This is a genomic window from Vibrio sp. ABG19, from assembly GCF_029962385.1.
In the GTDB taxonomy this organism is placed as follows: Bacteria; Pseudomonadota; Gammaproteobacteria; order Enterobacterales; family Vibrionaceae; genus Vibrio; species Vibrio ostreae.
Genome location: NZ_CP071708.1, coordinates 1208463 through 1226387, shown reverse-complemented (window position 1 = coordinate 1226387; position 17925 = coordinate 1208463). Strand labels below are relative to the sequence as shown.

General features: G+C 52.2%; 10 protein-coding genes, 4 tRNA genes and 2 rRNA genes. 13 read left to right on the top strand and 3 right to left on the bottom strand.

Annotation, left to right across the window (positions count from 1 at the left end; translation table 11 throughout):
• Nucleotides 1-32: 32 nt before the first annotated feature.
• The 3 genes from atpD to glmU all read left to right on the top strand — a co-directional run bounded on the left by atpD (nucleotide 33) and on the right by glmU (nucleotide 3387).
• The gene (atpD, locus tag J0X00_RS11870; protein WP_136487712.1) at nucleotides 33-1436 is read left to right on the top strand and encodes a F0F1 ATP synthase subunit beta; all 1404 of its coding nucleotides are present in this window, start codon (nucleotides 33-35) and stop codon (nucleotides 1434-1436) included.
• Between the two features lie 18 nt (nucleotides 1437-1454).
• Nucleotides 1455-1877, top strand: a complete 423-nt coding sequence (locus J0X00_RS11865) for a F0F1 ATP synthase subunit epsilon (protein ID WP_136487711.1) — start codon at nucleotides 1455-1457, stop codon at nucleotides 1875-1877.
• Nucleotides 1878-2025: 148 nt separating this feature from the next.
• Nucleotides 2026-3387 carry a bifunctional UDP-N-acetylglucosamine diphosphorylase/glucosamine-1-phosphate N-acetyltransferase GlmU gene (gene glmU, locus J0X00_RS11860; protein ID WP_282478110.1) on the top strand — a complete coding sequence of 454 codons (1362 nt, stop codon included), beginning with the start codon at nucleotides 2026-2028 and terminating at the stop codon, nucleotides 3385-3387.
• An 81-nt stretch (nucleotides 3388-3468) separates the two neighbouring features.
• Here the strand turns inward: glmU and punC are convergent, their stop codons facing one another.
• Complete coding sequence (gene punC / locus J0X00_RS11855; RefSeq protein ID WP_282478109.1) at nucleotides 3469-4671, bottom strand: purine nucleoside transporter PunC; 1203 nt, start codon at nucleotides 4669-4671, stop codon at nucleotides 3469-3471.
• Nucleotides 4672-4825: 154 nt separating this feature from the next.
• Between punC and punR the strand changes: the two genes are divergently transcribed.
• Nucleotides 4826-5731, top strand: a complete 906-nt coding sequence (gene punR, locus J0X00_RS11850) for a DNA-binding transcriptional activator PunR (protein ID WP_218562573.1) — start codon at nucleotides 4826-4828, stop codon at nucleotides 5729-5731.
• 134 nt (nucleotides 5732-5865) lie between these two features.
• On the opposite strand, the gene fadA is transcribed toward punR, so the two are convergent.
• Complete coding sequence (gene fadA, locus J0X00_RS11845; protein WP_282478108.1) at nucleotides 5866-7029, bottom strand: acetyl-CoA C-acyltransferase FadA; 1164 nt, start codon at nucleotides 7027-7029, stop codon at nucleotides 5866-5868.
• 29 nt (nucleotides 7030-7058) lie between these two features.
• Nucleotides 7059-9227, bottom strand: coding sequence for a fatty acid oxidation complex subunit alpha FadB (gene fadB, locus J0X00_RS11840; RefSeq protein ID WP_282478107.1), 2169 nt, complete (start codon nucleotides 9225-9227; stop codon nucleotides 7059-7061).
• 227 nt (nucleotides 9228-9454) lie between these two features.
• On the opposite strand from fadB, the gene J0X00_RS11835 reads away from it, so the two are divergent.
• From J0X00_RS11835 to J0X00_RS11795, 9 genes are all read left to right on the top strand, one after another.
• The gene (locus J0X00_RS11835; protein WP_136487705.1) at nucleotides 9455-10078 is read left to right on the top strand and encodes a YigZ family protein; all 624 of its coding nucleotides are present in this window, start codon (nucleotides 9455-9457) and stop codon (nucleotides 10076-10078) included.
• A gap of 32 nt (nucleotides 10079-10110) precedes the next feature.
• On the top strand, nucleotides 10111-11568 hold the full coding sequence (locus J0X00_RS11830) for a TrkH family potassium uptake protein (RefSeq protein ID WP_136487704.1): 1458 nt from the start codon (nucleotides 10111-10113) through the stop codon (nucleotides 11566-11568).
• 10 nt (nucleotides 11569-11578) lie between these two features.
• The gene (hemG, locus tag J0X00_RS11825; protein ID WP_218562576.1) at nucleotides 11579-12103 is read left to right on the top strand and encodes a menaquinone-dependent protoporphyrinogen IX dehydrogenase; all 525 of its coding nucleotides are present in this window, start codon (nucleotides 11579-11581) and stop codon (nucleotides 12101-12103) included.
• A gap of 493 nt (nucleotides 12104-12596) precedes the next feature.
• Nucleotides 12597-14149: ribosomal RNA gene (locus J0X00_RS11820) — 16S ribosomal RNA — on the top strand.
• Nucleotides 14150-14217: 68 nt separating this feature from the next.
• A tRNA-Glu gene (locus J0X00_RS11815) sits at nucleotides 14218-14293 on the top strand.
• Between the two features lie 19 nt (nucleotides 14294-14312).
• Nucleotides 14313-14388, top strand: a tRNA-Lys gene (locus J0X00_RS11810).
• Nucleotides 14389-14420: 32 nt separating this feature from the next.
• A tRNA-Ala gene (locus J0X00_RS11805) sits at nucleotides 14421-14496 on the top strand.
• Nucleotides 14497-14508: 12 nt separating this feature from the next.
• A tRNA-Val gene (locus J0X00_RS11800) sits at nucleotides 14509-14584 on the top strand.
• Nucleotides 14585-14915: 331 nt separating this feature from the next.
• Nucleotides 14916-17805 (top strand): 23S ribosomal RNA (locus tag J0X00_RS11795).
• The 16S and 23S rRNA genes sit together here with 4 tRNA genes alongside, the layout of an rRNA operon.
• The last annotated feature ends 120 nt before the right edge of the window (nucleotides 17806-17925 follow it).

Genomic DNA, 17925 nt, shown 5'->3' with positions numbered 1-17925 from the left:
TTAGGTAAAACAAACAGTTTAGAGGATTAACGATGGCTACAGGTAAGATCGTACAGATCATCGGTGCGGTAGTCGACGTAGAGTTCCCGCAGAGCGATGTACCTCAGGTATACGACGCTCTAAACGTAACGGACTCCAAAGAACGTCTGGTTCTTGAAGTTCAGCAACAGCTAGGCGGTGGCGTAGTTCGTTGTATCGTAATGGGTAGCTCTGATGGTTTACGTCGTGGAGTAGAAGTAGTAAATACCGGTGCTCCAATTTCAGTACCAGTAGGTACTAAAACCCTAGGTCGTATCATGAACGTTCTGGGTGATGCGATTGATGAGCGTGGTGAGATCGGTGCGGAAGAGTCTTACTCAATCCACCGTGCAGCACCAAGCTACGAAGAGCAATCAAACGAGACTGCACTCCTGGAAACAGGGGTTAAAGTTATCGACCTGATCTGTCCATTTGCTAAAGGTGGTAAGATCGGTCTGTTTGGTGGTGCTGGTGTAGGTAAGACCGTTAACATGATGGAACTTATCAACAACATCGCACTGCAACACTCAGGTCTGTCTGTATTCGCCGGTGTAGGTGAGCGTACTCGTGAGGGTAACGACTTCTACTTCGAGATGCAGGAAGCGGGTGTTGTAAACATCGAGAAGCCGGAAGAATCAAAAGTAGCAATGGTTTACGGCCAGATGAACGAGCCACCGGGTAACCGTCTGCGTGTTGCTCTGACTGGTCTGACTATGGCTGAGCGCTTCCGTGACGAAGGTCGTGACGTACTGCTGTTCATCGATAACATTTACCGTTATACCCTTGCGGGTACTGAAGTATCGGCTCTGCTGGGTCGTATGCCATCAGCGGTAGGTTACCAGCCAACACTGGCTGAAGAGATGGGTGTTCTGCAGGAGCGTATCACGTCAACCAAGCAAGGTTCTATCACGTCTGTACAGGCGGTATACGTACCTGCGGATGACTTGACCGACCCGTCACCAGCGACGACTTTCGCGCACTTGGATGCAACCGTTGTACTTAACCGTAACATCGCATCTATGGGTCTGTACCCTGCGATCGACCCACTGGATTCGACTTCACGTCAGCTGGATCCACTGGTTGTTGGTCAGGAGCACTACGACATTGCGCGTGGCGTTCAGCAGACTCTGCAGCGCTACAAAGAGCTGAAAGACATCATTGCGATTCTGGGTATGGACGAGCTGTCTGAAGAAGACAAGCGCGTGGTATCTCGTGCACGTAAGATTGAGCGTTTCCTGACTCAGCCTTACCACGTAGCGGAAGTCTTCACAGGCGACCCGGGTACCTACGTACCACTGAAAGAAACTCTGCGTGGCTTTAAAGGCCTGTTAGCTGGTGACTACGACGACGTTCCAGAGCAAGCGTTCATGTACTGCGGTGCAATCGACGAAGCTCTAGAGAATGCGAAGAAGCTATAAGGCTAACTAGGAGGCGATATGGCAGCAATAACCTTTCATCTGGATGTAGTCAGTGCTGAGAAGAAAATCTTCTCTGGCCTAGTGGAAACATTTCAGGTGACCGGTAGCGAAGGTGAGCTAGGTATTTTCCATGGCCACACACCGCTGCTGACCGCTATTAAGCCTGGTATGGTGCGTATTGTGAAACAGCACGGCCACGAAGAAATTATTTATGTTTCTGGTGGTATTGTTGAAGTTCAGCCTGGCACAGCGACTGTGCTGGCTGATACTGCAATTCGTGGTGAAGACCTAGACGCAGCGAAGGCAGCAGAAGCTAAGCGTCGCGCTGAGGAGAATATCCAGAATCAGCACGGCGATATGAACTTCGCACAAGCGGCCAGTGAACTGGCTAAAGCCATTGCTCAGCTTCGAGTGATCGAGTTGACGAAAAAACGTCGTTAATCTTTAGCGATGTGATGACAAAAGGCGGCCTCAGGGTCGCCTTTTTGCTTATTTTTTATCAGAAATTTAACCCAATCATTTAACACGCCTATAGTAAGCCGCTAAAATGCGGTCAGTTCTTTTTCTTAAAACGTCAGACAGGTACAACATGAAATTTAGCGCAGTGATCCTTGCCGCTGGTAAGGGAACACGCATGCACTCGGAGCTGCCGAAAGTGCTGCATACTCTGGCCGGTAAGCCAATGGTGAAACATGTGATTGATACGTGTCATTCACTGGGAACCCAGAATATTCATCTGGTGTACGGCCATGGCGGCGACAAAATGCAGCAGACACTGGCTCAGGAGTCGGTCAACTGGGTTTTGCAGGCCCAGCAGCTGGGGACCGGTCATGCGGTTGATCAGGCATCGGCTCAGTTTGCCGATGATGAAAAAATCCTGGTGTTGTACGGTGACGTGCCGCTGATTTCGCCACAGACCCTGGAGCGTCTGCTCGATGCCCAGCCGGAAGGTGGGATTGGTCTGCTGACGGTTGAGCTGGACAACCCGACCGGTTATGGCCGTATTGTGCGCCGGGACGGTCAGGTGGTGGCCATTGTGGAGCAGAAAGATGCCTCTGAAGAGCAGAAGCTGATCCGCGAAATTAATACCGGTGTGATGGTGGCAACCGGCCGCGATCTCAAACGTTGGCTGTCTGGCCTTAACAACAATAATGCTCAGGGTGAATACTACCTGACTGACGTGATTGCGGCGGCGCACGCGGATGGCCGTGTCATTGAGGCGGTGCACGCCGCCAGCGCAACGGAAGTGGAAGGGGTTAATGATCGCATTCAACTGGCGCGTCTTGAGCGTGCTTTCCAGTCCGCTCAGGCTCAGGCATTGCTGGAGCAGGGCGTGATGCTGCGTGACCCGGCCCGTTTTGATCTGCGTGGTACTATCCAGTGCGGGCGCGACGTCGAAATCGACGTGAATGTGATCATCGAAGGTAATGTGTCGATCGGCAACAACGTTGTGATTGGTGCCGGTGCGATTCTGAAAGATTGTGAAATCGACGATAACACTGTGATTCGCCCATATAGCGTGATTGAAGGCGCCACGGTCGGTGAAGACTGTACCGTTGGCCCGTTCGCCCGTCTGCGTCCGGGCGCGGAAATGCACAACGATGCTCATGTTGGTAATTTCGTTGAAATGAAAAATGCCCGTCTGGGGCAGGGATCAAAAGCCAACCATCTGACCTACCTGGGCGATGCGGAAATTGGCCAGCGCACCAATATCGGTGCCGGTACTATTACTTGTAACTACGACGGTGCTAACAAGTACAAAACCCTGATCGGGAATGATGTATTTGTCGGCTCTGACAGCCAGCTGGTGGCACCGGTCGTGATTGCCGACGGAGCGACAATTGGCGCGGGCACCACATTAACCCGTGATGTGGCCGCTGGTGAGTTAGTGATTACTCGCGCTAAAGAGAAGAAAATTTCTGGCTGGCAGCGTCCGGTGAAGAAAAAATAATTCATCGCTGATTGATATAAAAAAGCCTGCATGACAATGCAGGCTTTTTTGTGGTCGCCATCAGCAGAGAGTTAAAGACGATTACTTCTCTTCGGCGACACGGGCATGGTCCGCCGCTGTGAACTCATCATGCTTGGCGCGGTTAGCCAGCCAGTAGCCGCTCCACAGACCGAGCATACAGACCAGAATAGCTACGCCAGTAACCAGTTGGGCCTGGCTGGCCAGCGCAGCCACCAGAGCACTGGCCAGGCTGGAGACACAAATCTGCAGGCTGTTTTGCAGTCCTGCTGCCGTTGCCGGGCTCTGCTTGGCACTTGCCAGGGCGCGGTTGACCACAATCGGGTACAGAGCGCCATTGGCGACCGCAATCAGGCAGAACGGTGCCAAGATTGGCCAGATAGAGGTCAGTGGCCACTGCGAAGCAATAAATACTAGCAGCGTGGCCACAGTAAACAGTGCCAGCAGTTGTTTCAGAACCCGCTCATCACCGTATTGGCGTACACACCATTTACCCAGATAGCCACCGGTCATAAAGGCGATGGTTTGCGGAATAAAGCTCAGGCCGATATCGCGCGCATCATAGCCAAGTTGGGCCATGATTTCCGGCATTCCGGTCAGGTAGGCAAAAAACGCCGCGGACGCGGTGGCAAACATCAAAACGTGACCGGTATAAGTCCGGCTGCGCAGCAGCGCTTTGATATCTTGCCCGACTGAGGTGGTCTTTGCTTCGGGCGCGGTGTTGGTTTGTAAGCCCGTACTTACCGCCAGTACCAGACCTATCGAGGCCAGGACAATAAAGATACTGTTCCAGCCAAAGTGATCGGTCAGCACCACACCCAGCTGCGGGGCCAGCGCCGGAGAGAGCGCCACCAGCGGCATAATGGTGGCAAAGATTTGTTGGCTGGTTTTGCTCGGGTAGCGCTGGATCACCATGGCCTGCCAGATCACCGCTGGCGCACAGACACCAATCGCCTGCATAAAGCGCAGGCTGAGCAGCTGCCACACCTGATCGCTCCAGGCCAGACCTGCAGACGCCAGAGCAAACAGCAGCAGGCCGCTGATGAGGGTATTACGATGACCAAACTTATCGCTGGCCAGGCCCCACAGCAGCTGACCTGATGCCATGCCGACCAGGAAGACCGTCAGTGACAGCGCAATCTGTTCTGGTCCGGTGGCAAAGTCCTGCTCCATCAGCTTAAAGGCGGGCAGATACATGTCGGTGGCAACGAAGCCGAGCATAGAAAGTGCAGCCAGATAGAACAGCTGCCATGACGATACTTTCATTCTTATTCCCATCAAAAAAATTAACTGAAATTTATCCTGTCTGTTGAGTTGTTATGCAGGATTTATCGAAGCTGCCATTCTATTTTTGCTTTAAGATAAAATGAAACGCGAAATTTATTAGTTATCAGTCAAATTTTTTGAAAGGTAGGGCGTGATGTTTGCAAAGTCTTCACTGGAGATGCTCGATACGGTGGCCAGGCTGGGGAGCTTCACTGCGGCCGCCGAGCAACTGCATAAAGTCCCCTCGGCGATCAGCTACGGGGTGCGTCAGGTCGAGAGCGAACTGGGAGTGGTCTTGTTTCGGCGCCTGCCGCGCAAGGTGGAACTGACACCGGCTGGGGAACTGTTTATGGCCGAGGCGCGGCTGTTACTGCGTCAGATGGAAGAGGTCAAGGCACAAACCCGGCGCGCGGCGCGTGGCTGGCAGGCCACACTGAAGGTCACGCTGGATAACGTGGTTAAGTTGGATCCACTTAAAGCTATGATCGAAGAGTTTTATCGCCGCTTTGAATTTGCTGAGCTGCAAATCAACATGGAAGTGTTTAATGGATCCTGGGAAGCGATCGCTCAGGGCCGGGCGGATGTGGTGATCGGCGCCACTTCTGCCGTGCCGGTCGGGGGTGACTTTGAAGTGCGTGATATGGGCGTGCTTGACTGGGCTTTTGTCGTTGCCAGAGACCATCCTTGTGCCCGTGAGCCGGAGCTGAGTGAGGCCTTTGTCAGTCAGTTTGCTGCGATTTGCCTCGATGATACGTCCAGTGTGTTGCCGAAACGGCATACCAGCCATTATCCGCAGCAGCGCCGTTTGCTGCTGCCCAACTGGCACAGTGCGATCGAATGTCTTAAAAACGGGCTTGGAGTCGGCTATATGCCGCGCCATATGGCGCAGGGCCTGCTCGCCAGCGGTGAGCTGGTGGAGCGTGATTTGACGGATCACAAGCCACTCAGCCAGTGCTGTCTGGTGTGGCGTAAAGAGGACAACCATAAACTGATTGGCTGGATGGTCGATTACCTCGGCAGTAGTGAGCAGCTTTACCGCGACTGGCTTCAGGCGTATTAAGCCAGGTCAGGACACACTAAGCCAGGCCAGAAAACCCAGTCCCGCTCTTGGCGAGCGGGACTGGAATCATCATGCCAGCTAGCACGCGACCGGGTTTGGCCGCGCACGTATTCCAATTTCAGTACCAGTAGCGACTACGGGCGTTCAAAAATGGTGGCTATGCCCTGGCCAAGACCGATACACATGGTTGCCAGACCATATTTGGCATGGTTGGCTTCCATCAGATTAATCAGTGTGGTTGAAATACGGGTACCGGAGCAACCCAGCGGATGGCCGAGAGCGATCGCGCCGCCATTGAGGTTGACCTTGCTCTCCATTTTATCCAGCAAGCCGAGATCTTTGGCGCATGGCAGAGCCTGGGCGGCAAACGCTTCGTTGAGCTCGACTAAATCAATGTCATCGATAGTCAGTCCGGCCCGCTGCAGCGCTTTTTTGGTCGCCGGTACCGGGCCGTAGCCCATGATGGATGGATCGCAGCCGGCGACGGCCATTGACTTGACCCGGGCTCGGATAGTCAGTCCCAGCTCTATCGCTTTGTCCTCACTCATGATCAGCATCGCCGAGGCGCCATCTGATAACGCCGAAGAAGTGCCAGCCGTGACTGTGCCATTGGCTGGGTCAAACACCGGGCGTAACTCCGCCAGACTGGCGGTCGTGGTTTCCGCACGAATCACTTCATCACTGTCGAGCATGAATAGGGTGCCATCTGGTGCATGCCCTTCGGTAGGCAGAATCTCATTGGTAAAGCGACCTTCCAGTGTGGCTGCGTGCGCGCGCTGGTGGGAGCGGGCAGCAAAGGCATCCTGTTGCTCACGGCTGATACCGTGCAGTTTACCCAGCATCTCTGCCGTCAGGCCCATCATACCGGCCGCTTTAGCGACCTGTTTCGATAAGCCGGGATGAAAATCAACGCCATGAGTCATCGGTACATGGCCCATGTGCTCCACGCCGCCGACCAGGCAAATATCAGCATCGCCGACCATGATCGCACGGCTGGCATCGTGCAGCGCCTGCATCGAAGAACCACACAGACGGTTCACCGTGACGGCGCCGACTTCAATCGGTAACCCGGCCAGCAGAGCGGCATTACGAGCAATATTAAAACCCTGCTCCAGTGTCTGTTGCACACAGCCCCAGTAAATGTCTTCGATAGCGTGTGCATTAACCGCAGGGTTACGTGCCAGCAGGCCTTTCATCAGGTGGGCGGATAAATCTTCTGCGCGCTGGTGGCGGAAGGCGCCGCCTTTGGAGCGTCCCATCGGTGTGCGCAGGCAATCTACAATCACTACATTTTTCATTCTGTTATTCCTTGTGCAAATCGACGTAATCACGAACGGGCAGAGGGAGCCGGATAAAAGCTCTCAGCACGGGCTGCTTTGTCCAGCAACAATTGCGGCACCTGATACAGCGCACCCAGCTCTTGGTACTGCTCAGCCATAGCGATATAGGTGTCCAGCCCCAGGCTGTCCAGATAACGGAATACACCGCCGCGGAAAGGCGGGAAACCAAGGCCATAGACCAGCGCCATATCCGCTTCTGCGGCTGAGGCGACAATGCCTTCCTGCAGGCACAGCACCACTTCGTTGATCATCGGAATCATCATGCGTTCAATGATGGTCTGTGCTGCGGGTTCGCTGCGTTCGCCGCACACGGTTTCCAGCAACGGCATGATTTCGAGCGAGAATGATTTTTTCGGTTTGCCTTTTTTATCCAGGCTGTATTGATAGAAGCCGCTGCCATTCTTCTGGCCAAACTTTTCCGCTTCGTACAGCGCATCAATGGCATCACGACCGGTTTTGCCCATGCGTTGCGGGAAGCCTTCCGCCATCACGGCCTGGGCATGATGAGCGGTATCGATACCCACAACGTCCAGCAGGTAAGCCGGGCCCATTGGCCAGCCAAACTGGCGCTCCATCACTTTATCAATTTGGGTGAAGTCGGCGCCGTCACGCAGCAGCAGGCTGAAAGCAGCAAAATAAGGGAAGAGTACCCGGTTGACGAAGAACCCTGGGCAGTCGTTAACCACGATGGGGGATTTGCCCATCTTAGCGGCGTATGCGACGACCCGGTTGATGGTGTCATCTGAGGTATGCTTGCCGCGAATGATCTCAACCAGTGGCATGCGATGGACCGGGTTAAAGAAATGCATGCCACAGAAATTCTCCGGGCGCTGCAGCGATTTGGCCAGCAGGTTAATTGGAATGGTCGAGGTATTGGAGGTGATGATGGTTGCATTGTCGACCTGCTGCTCCACTTCGCTCAGAACCGCGGCTTTGACCTTAGGATTTTCCACCACAGCTTCGACCACGACATCGGCCTGTTCTATGCCGGCGTAATGCAGGCTGGGGGTGATGGAGGCCAGAATCTCGGCCATCTTGAAACCGTCAATCTTACCGCGTTCCAGCTGTTTATTGAGTAGCTTGGACGCTTCGGTCATACCCAGATCCAGTGAGTGCTGGGCAATGTCTTTCATCACGACCGGTACGCCTTTGGTCGCCGACTGATATGCGATGCCGCCACCCATGATGCCGGCCCCCAGCACCGCCGCGCGCTCGGTCTGTCGGGTTGCCGCTTTGGCGGATTGTTTAGCCAGGCCTTTAATGTACTGGTCGTTGAGGAAAATACCGACCAGCGCGGCAGCCTGCGGTGATTTGGCTAACTGGATAAAATGCTGGCGTTCAATCGCCAGTGCTTCATCACGCTGACAACCTGCTGCCTGTTCTATGCTGGTGACGGCGGCCATGGGGGCCGGATAATGCGGGCCGGCAACCTGAGCGACCATGCCCTTGGCGCAGGTAAAGCTCATCATGGCTTCGGTTTTACTTAAACTGAGTGGCGCCATCTTTTGTGCCCGGCGAGCCTGCCAGTCCAGTTTCTCGTGGATGGCCTGAGTCAGGGTAGCCAGAGCTGAGCTGATGAGCTGATCACGGTCGACAATCGCATCCAGCAGACCCAGTTTGAGAGCCTCTTCTGCCCGGCACGCTTTACCCTGCGTAATGATTTCCATCGCGCTGTCGGCACCGATCAAGCGCGGCAGGCGCACTGTGCCGCCAAAACCGGGCATGATACCCAGTTTGGTTTCTGGTAGCCCGATGCTGGTGGTTTTGTCACCAATGCGAAAGTCGGTAGCAAGTACACACTCACATCCACCACCGAGCGTGAAGCCGGTCAGGGCTGACAGCGTCGGTACGGGCAGATCTTCCAGTTTATTGAAAATGCGGTTGGCAAATTGCAGCCACTGGTCGAGCTCGGCTTCCGGTTTGGCAAACAGGCCGAGAAATTCGGTGATGTCGGCCCCGACAATAAAAGCGTCTTTGTCCGAGTTGAGAATTAGGCCTTTTAGGCCAGAGGTGGCATGCAGCACATCTAACGCTTCATCTAACGATTGCAGGGTAGCAAGGTCAAGTTTATTAACGGATTGCGGCGCGCAGAAGGTAAGCTCGGCAATACCGTCCTGTAATTCCTTTACCTGTAGGGTGTTGGCTTGGTAAATCATTGTCTATCTCCGTGACATACAATCGGTGATTGTGTGTGAGAGTGTTCTGGGTACTCAGTTGTTATTTTGTTCTGGTTAGACCAGTAATTTTAGTGTGAACCCGGGATTGGTTAATTTCAATACATTTTTTAAACAACTGTTTAACATTGTGCGCTCATACCAATCCTAGGTCATTTTTACTGAGCTCGTGTTACACTGGCCGGCCTTTTCATCACAGAGTGAGAGTTATGAACGTTCAGCCCTATTTCATTCCCGCCGCTCCGGTGCAGTCTGAAGAGGAAATCAAGAAAAGCCACTTTATTACCTATCTGGCGCATACGCCGGGGATTGAGGCGGCTAAAACCTTTGTTGAACAGATTAAAGCTCAGCATAGCGATGCCCGTCATAACTGTTGGGCCTTCGTGGCCGGACGACCACAAGATTCCATGTTGTGGGGATTCAGTGATGATGGTGAACCATCCGGTACCGCGGGGAAGCCTATTTTGGCCCAGTTGTCCGGTTGCGGCGTGGGTGAATTGACGGCGGTGGTGACGCGCTATTATGGTGGTATTCGCCTTGGTACCGGTGGCTTGGTCAAAGCCTATGGCGGCGGAGTGCAACAGGCACTTAAGTTGCTTCAAACAATTGAGAAAAAAATCACCACAAAGTTACGCCTGACGTTAGACTACGGATTAGTGGCTCTGGCGCAGTCAGTGATGAGTCAGTTCGAGGCGGTCGAAGTGCAGTCACAATATAATGAAAGTGTTCAATTGGTGGTGGAGCTGGAATTCCTCAACGTAGATGCATTCACCCAAAGCCTTATTAACAAGAGTGGGGCTAAAATTCTTGTTACTCGTATGGATAACGAATAGGAAGTCAGAAGCGCTGCTTCGTAAGTCTGTTAATGCAATTTCGTTCAATAATTCGAATCGTCGGGCTGCTGCTCGCTCTGTTTAGTGTCTCCATGCTGGCGCCGGCGCTGGTGGCGTTGATCTATCGTGATGGTGCCGGGGTGCCTTTTGTCTCGACATTTTTTGTGCTGCTGCTGTGCGGAGGCCTATTCTGGTGGCCTAACCGGCGCTATCGGCATGAATTAAAATCCCGTGACGGCTTTCTGATCGTGGTTCTGTTCTGGACCGTTATCGGCAGTGCCGGTTCACTGCCTTTCCTGCTGGCTGATACGCCCAATGTTTCGGTCACGGACGCCTTCTTTGAATCGTTTTCTGCTTTGACTACCACCGGTGCGACAGTGATCGTCGGACTCGACAGTCTGCCCAAAGCCATTCTGTTCTATCGCCAGTTTCTGCAATGGTTCGGCGGAATGGGGATCATTGTCTTGGCGGTGGCTATTCTGCCGGTACTTGGCATCGGTGGTATGCAGCTTTACCGGGCTGAGATTCCCGGCCCGGTGAAAGATAATAAGGTGACGCCACGCATTGCCGAAACGGCCAAAGCGCTGTGGTACATTTATCTCAGCCTGACCATTGCCTGTGCGGGTTCATTCTGGCTGGCCGGGATGACGCTGTTTGACGCCATTTGTCATAGCTTCTCTACCATCGCTATCGGTGGCTTCTCTACCCATGACGCCAGCATCGGTTACTTCGACAGTTACGCCATCAACATGATCACTGTGGTGTTCCTGCTTATTTCTGCCTGTAACTTCACTCTGCACTATGCGGCATTTTCAACCGGCGGGGTGCATCCTAAGTATTATTGGCGCGATCCCGAATTCCGCGCCTTTATTGTGATTCAGTTTATCCTGTTTGCGGTTTGTTTCCTCATGCTGTTGAAACATCACTCAACGGACTCTCTGTACGACGCTTTTGATCAGGCACTGTTTCAGACCGTGTCGATATCAACGACCGCCGGATTTACCACCACCGGCTTTGCTGATTGGCCGCTGTTCTTACCAGTCCTGTTACTGTTTTCCTCTTTTATCGGTGGCTGTGCCGGTTCGACCGGTGGGGGGATGAAGGTCATCCGGGTTTTTCTGCTCACTCTGCAAGGGGCCCGGGAAATGAAACGTCTGGTCCATCCGCGCGCCATCTATCATATTAAAATCGGAGACAGTGCACTGCCACAACGAGTTGTCGATGCGGTGTGGGGGTTCTTCTCGGCTTACGCGCTGGTGTTTGTGGTGTGTATGCTGGCTTTGATAGCAACCGGTATGGATGAACTGAGCGCTTTTGCTGCGGTGGCGGCCACACTGAATAACCTAGGGCCTGGGCTGGGAGAAGTCTCAGTCCACTTTGCCAATGTGAACGATACCGCCAAGTGGATCCTGATTGTGTCGATGCTATTCGGCCGCTTAGAAATATTTACCTTATTGATACTGCTGACGCCGACTTTCTGGCGCAGCTAAGGATAGAATCGTGAAAGCACTGTTGCTTTATTCCAGCCGTGAAGGGCAGACGAAAAAAATCATCGAGCGAATTGCTACTCAGCTTGCACCAATAGAATGCGAGATTGCAGACCTGCACACAACCGGGGAAGTGGACTGGGCCGCGTACGACAAAGTGCTGATCGGAGCCTCAATTCGTTATGGCCGTTTTAATAAGGAACTGTATCAGTTCATCGAACGCAATCTGACACCATTACAACGCGCTGATGCCGCTTTCTTCTGTGTTAATCTGACCGCCCGTAAAGAAGACCAGGGTAAAGATACCCCGCAAGGTAGTGTCTATGTTCAGACCTTCCTTAAGAAGTCCCCTTGGCAGCCCGAGGTGATTGGGGTGTTTGCCGGTGCTCTCTATTACCCTCGCTACCGCTGGTTCGATAAAATGATGATTCGTCTGATAATGACGATGACCGGTGGCGAAACGGATACCAGTAAAGAAGTCGAGTACACCAATTGGGAAAAAGTGACTCAATTCGCGAAAAAGTTTAAAAACATGTAAACCAAACGGGTAGATTTGCGGCTTATTGACGTCTTTTTATACGAACGGCAAGAAAGTAATAAAAAATGGCAAAAAAACTATTGCCAAATTCTGGTTGCTCCCTATAATGCCGCCTCACTGACACGGGAACAGTTCGCAAGAAGCGCTTCCGGGTTTAGACGGTTACCAAGCATCATCAAAATTGATGAAAAAGTTTTGAAAAAAGTGGTTGACACTAAAACTTAACTCGCTAAAATGGCCGTCCGCTTTGAGAGGAAGACCTCAATAAGCAACGCTCTTTAACAATATAAACCTATCAATCTGTGTGGGCACTCGTTGATGATAATCGAAGATGATTCTAAAGAATCAACTTAGGTATCAATGAACTGAGTGACCAATTTGAATGAGCAATCATTCGAGCACAGTCAATTCATTACCATTCTGTTGGAATGGTAATAGCTTTGAATTACTAAGGTAATTTGAAGTCAGTATTCATTGAGCCGAACAAAATCTTAAATTGAAGAGTTTGATCATGGCTCAGATTGAACGCTGGCGGCAGGCCTAACACATGCAAGTCGAGCGGCAGCGACTTAACTGAACCTTCGGGGAACGTTAAGGGCGGCGAGCGGCGGACGGGTGAGTAATGCCTGGGAAATTGCCCTGATGTGGGGGATAACCATTGGAAACGATGGCTAATACCGCATAATGCCTTCGGGCCAAAGAGGGGGACCTTCGGGCCTCTCGCGTCAGGATATGCCCAGGTGGGATTAGCTAGTTGGTGAGGTAAGGGCTCACCAAGGCAACGATCCCTAGCTGGTCTGAGAGGATGATCAGCCACACTGGAACTGAGACACGGTCCAGACTCCTACGGGAGGCAGCAGTGGGGAATATTGCACAATGGGCGCAAGCCTGATGCAGCCATGCCGCGTGTATGAAGAAGGCCTTCGGGTTGTAAAGTACTTTCAGCAGTGAGGAAGGCGGGTGCGTTAATAGCGCATTCGTTTGACGTTAGCTGCAGAAGAAGCACCGGCTAACTCCGTGCCAGCAGCCGCGGTAATACGGAGGGTGCGAGCGTTAATCGGAATTACTGGGCGTAAAGCGCATGCAGGTGGTTTGTTAAGTCAGATGTGAAAGCCCGGGGCTCAACCTCGGAATTGCATTTGAAACTGGCAGGCTAGAGTACTGTAGAGGGGGGTAGAATTTCAGGTGTAGCGGTGAAATGCGTAGAGATCTGAAGGAATACCGGTGGCGAAGGCGGCCCCCTGGACAGATACTGACACTCAGATGCGAAAGCGTGGGGAGCAAACAGGATTAGATACCCTGGTAGTCCACGCCGTCAACGATGTCTACTTGGAGGTTGTGGCCTTGAGCCGTGGCTTTCGGAGCTAACGCGTTAAGTAGACCGCCTGGGGAGTACGGTCGCAAGATTAAAACTCAAATGAATTGACGGGGGCCCGCACAAGCGGTGGAGCATGTGGTTTAATTCGATGCAACGCGAAGAACCTTACCTACTCTTGACATCCTCAGAAGAGACTGGAGACAGTCTTGTGCCTTCGGGAACTGAGAGACAGGTGCTGCATGGCTGTCGTCAGCTCGTGTTGTGAAATGTTGGGTTAAGTCCCGCAACGAGCGCAACCCTTATCCTTGTTTGCCAGCGAGTAAAGTCGGGAACTCCAGGGAGACTGCCGGTGATAAACCGGAGGAAGGTGGGGACGACGTCAAGTCATCATGGCCCTTACGAGTAGGGCTACACACGTGCTACAATGGCGCATACAGAGGGCGGCCAACTTGCGAGAGTGAGCGAATCCCAAAAAGTGCGTCGTAGTCCGGATTGGAGTCTGCAACTCGACTCCATGAAGTCGGAATCGCTAGTAATCGTGGATCAGAATGCCACGGTGAATACGTTCCCGGGCCTTGTACACACCGCCCGTCACACCATGGGAGTGGGCTGCAAAAGAAGCAGGTAGTTTAACCTTCGGGAGGACGCTTGCCACTTTGTGGTTCATGACTGGGGTGAAGTCGTAACAAGGTAGCGCTAGGGGAACCTGGCGCTGGATCACCTCCTTATACGAATGATTATTGCGATGAGTGTTCACACAGATTGATACGGTTTAGATAAAGAAGAGTATCTTAGTGTCCCGTTCGTCTAGAGGCCTAGGACACCGCCCTTTCACGGCGGTAACAGGGGTTCGACTCCCCTACGGGATACCATTTCCTTGTGAAATAAAAGGGGTCGTTAGCTCAGTTGGTAGAGCAGTTGACTTTTAATCAATTGGTCGCAGGTTCGAATCCTGCACGACCCACCATTCCTTCCATTAGGAATTAAAACTCAAGACTTGGGGCTATAGCTCAGCTGGGAGAGCGCCTGCCTTGCACGCAGGAGGTCAGCAGTTCGATCCTGCTTAGCTCCACCATTCTTGAATAATGGGCGATTAGCTCAGTTGGGAGAGCACCTGCCTTACAAGCAGGGGGTCACTGGTTCGAACCCGGTATCGCCCACCATCTTTAAGCGCATTCCTTCATAAAGAAGAAATCAGTGCTCTTAAACATGGTTCATCTCATTAGAGATACGAATCTTGCTCTTTAACAATTTGGAAAGCTGACAAAATAATCTTTTGTTTATTCGTAAACGAAACATTATTTGTAAAGTTCTCAATGTATTCCGAAATGGAATGCACCAACAACACATTCAAGTGTGCTTGGTAGAAACTTGTTTAACAAGTTTCAAAATTGAGTCCGGCAAAATCGAAAAGTCTCTCGCTCATTCAAATAATGAGAGACAACGAAACCTTGGTGACTTGGTTCATCAACTCGAAACTCCTTCGGGTTGTATGGTTAAGTGACTAAGCGTACACGGTGGATGCCTTGGCAGTCAGAGGCGATGAAGGACGTACTAACTTGCGATAAGCGTAGATGAGGCAGTAAGAGCCACTTGAGTCTACGATTTCCGAATGGGGAAACCCACCTGCATAAGCAGGTATCATTAACTGAATACATAGGTTAATGAAGCGAACCGGGGGAACTGAAACATCTAAGTACCCCGAGGAAAAGAAATCAATTGAGATTCCGAAAGTAGCGGCGAGCGAAATTGGATTAGCCCTTAAGCTTTATATGCGTCAGGTGAAGGTTCTGGAAAGGACCGCGAAACAGGGTGATAGCCCCGTAGCCGACAGCGTATGTTCAGTGAAATCGAGTAGGGCGGGACACGTGTTATCCTGTCTGAACATGGGGGGACCATCCTCCAAGGCTAAATACTCCTGACTGACCGATAGTGAACCAGTACCGTGAGGGAAAGGCGAAAAGAACCCCTGTGAGGGGAGTGAAATAGAACCTGAAACCGTGTACGTACAAGCAGTAGGAGCACCTTCGTGGTGTGACTGCGTACCTTTTGTATAATGGGTCAGCGACTTATATTCAGTGGCAAGGTTAACCATTTAGGGGAGCCGTAGGGAAACCGAGTCTTAACTGGGCGTTCAGTCTCTGGATATAGACCCGAAACCGAGTGATCTAGCCATGGGCAGGTTGAAGATTGAGTAACATCAATTGGAGGACCGAACCGACTAATGTTGAAAAATTAGCGGATGACTTGTGGCTAGGGGTGAAAGGCCAATCAAACTCGGAGATAGCTGGTTCTCCCCGAAAGCTATTTAGGTAGCGCCTCGGACGAATACTACTGGGGGTAGAGCACTGTTAAGGCTAGGGGGTCATCCCGACTTACCAACCCTTTGCAAACTCCGAATACCAGTAAGTACTATCCGGGAGACACACGGCGGGTGCTAACGTCCGTCGTGGAGAGGGAAACAACCCAGACCGCCAGCTAAGGTCCCAAATTACAGCTAAGTGGGAAACGATGTGGGAAGGCTCAGACAGCTAGGATGTTGGCTTAGAAGCAGCCATCATTTAAAGAAAGCGTAATAGCTCACTAGTCGAGTCGGCCTGCGCGGAAGATGTAACGGGGCTAAGCTGTAAACCGAAGCTGCGGCAATGCGATTTATCGTATTGGGTAGGGGAGCGTTCTGTAAGCCGTTGAAGGTGTGCTGTAAGGCATGCTGGAGGTATCAGAAGTGCGAATGCTGACATGAGTAACGATAAAGGGGGTGAAAAACCTCCTCGCCGGAAGACCAAGGGTTCCTGTCCAACGTTAATCGGGGCAGGGTAAGTCGACCCCTAAGGCGAGGCCGAAAGGCGTAGTCGATGGGAAACGGGTTAATATTCCCGTACTTCTTACAATTGCGATGGGGGGACGGAGAAGGCTAGGTGGGCCTGGCGACGGTTGTCCAGGTTCAAGTGCGTAGGCTTGAGAGTTAGGTAAATCCGGCTCTCTATAAGGCTGAGACACGATGTCGAGTCACTACGGTGATGAAGTCATTGATGCCATGCTTCCAGGAAAAGCCTCTAAGCTTCAGATTGTAAGGAATCGTACCCCAAACCGACACAGGTGGTCGGGTAGAGAATACCAAGGCGCTTGAGAGAACTCGGGTGAAGGAACTAGGCAAAATGGTACCGTAACTTCGGGAGAAGGTACGCTTCTGACGGTGAAGTCCCTCGCGGATGGAGCTATTGGAAGTCGCAGATACCAGGTGGCTGCAACTGTTTATTAAAAACACAGCACTGTGCAAAATCGTAAGATGACGTATACGGTGTGACGCCTGCCCGGTGCCGGAAGGTTAATTGATGGGGTTAGACTTCGGTCGACGCTCTTGATCGAAGCCCCGGTAAACGGCGGCCGTAACTATAACGGTCCTAAGGTAGCGAAATTCCTTGTCGGGTAAGTTCCGACCTGCACGAATGGCGTAATGATGGCCACGCTGTCTCCACCCGAGACTCAGTGAAATTGAAATCGCTGTGAAGATGCAGTGTACCCGCGGCTAGACGGAAAGACCCCGTGAACCTTTACTACAGCTTGGCACTGAACATTGAACCTACATGTGTAGGATAGGTGGGAGGCTTTGAAGACGTGACGCCAGTTGCGTTGGAGCCGTCCTTGAAATACCACCCTTGTATGTTTGATGTTCTAACTCTGGACCGTTATCCGGTTCGAGGACAGTGCCTGGTGGGTAGTTTGACTGGGGCGGTCTCCTCCCAAAGAGTAACGGAGGAGCACGAAGGTGGGCTAATCACGGTTGGACATCGTGAGGTTAGTGCAATGGCATAAGCCCGCTTGACTGCGAGAATGACAATTCGAGCAGGTGCGAAAGCAGGTCATAGTGATCCGGTGGTTCTGAATGGAAGGGCCATCGCTCAACGGATAAAAGGTACTCCGGGGATAACAGGCTGATACCGCCCAAGAGTTCATATCGACGGCGGTGTTTGGCACCTCGATGTCGGCTCATCACATCCTGGGGCTGAAGTCGGTCCCAAGGGTATGGCTGTTCGCCATTTAAAGTGGTACGCGAGCTGGGTTTAGAACGTCGTGAGACAGTTCGGTCCCTATCTGCCGTGGGCGTTGGAAGATTGAAGGGGGCTGCTCCTAGTACGAGAGGACCGGAGTGGACGAACCTCTGGTGTTCGGGTTGTGTCGCCAGACGCATTGCCCGGTAGCTAAGTTCGGAATCGATAACCGCTGAAAGCATCTAAGCGGGAAGCGAGCCCTGAGATGAGTCTTCCCTGACACTTTAAGTGTCCTAAAGGGTTGTTCGAGACTAGAACGTTGATAGGCAGGGTGTGTAAGCGTTGTGAGGCGTTGAGCTAACCTGTACTAATTGCCCGTGAGGCTTAACCATACAACACCCAAGGGGTTTTGATTGGACTCAATGACCAGTACATTGAATGTGTAAAGAGAACCTTTTTCGAAAGAACAGCTTTCCGAATTATTAATTATCGCTTACAGCGGTAGTTAAACA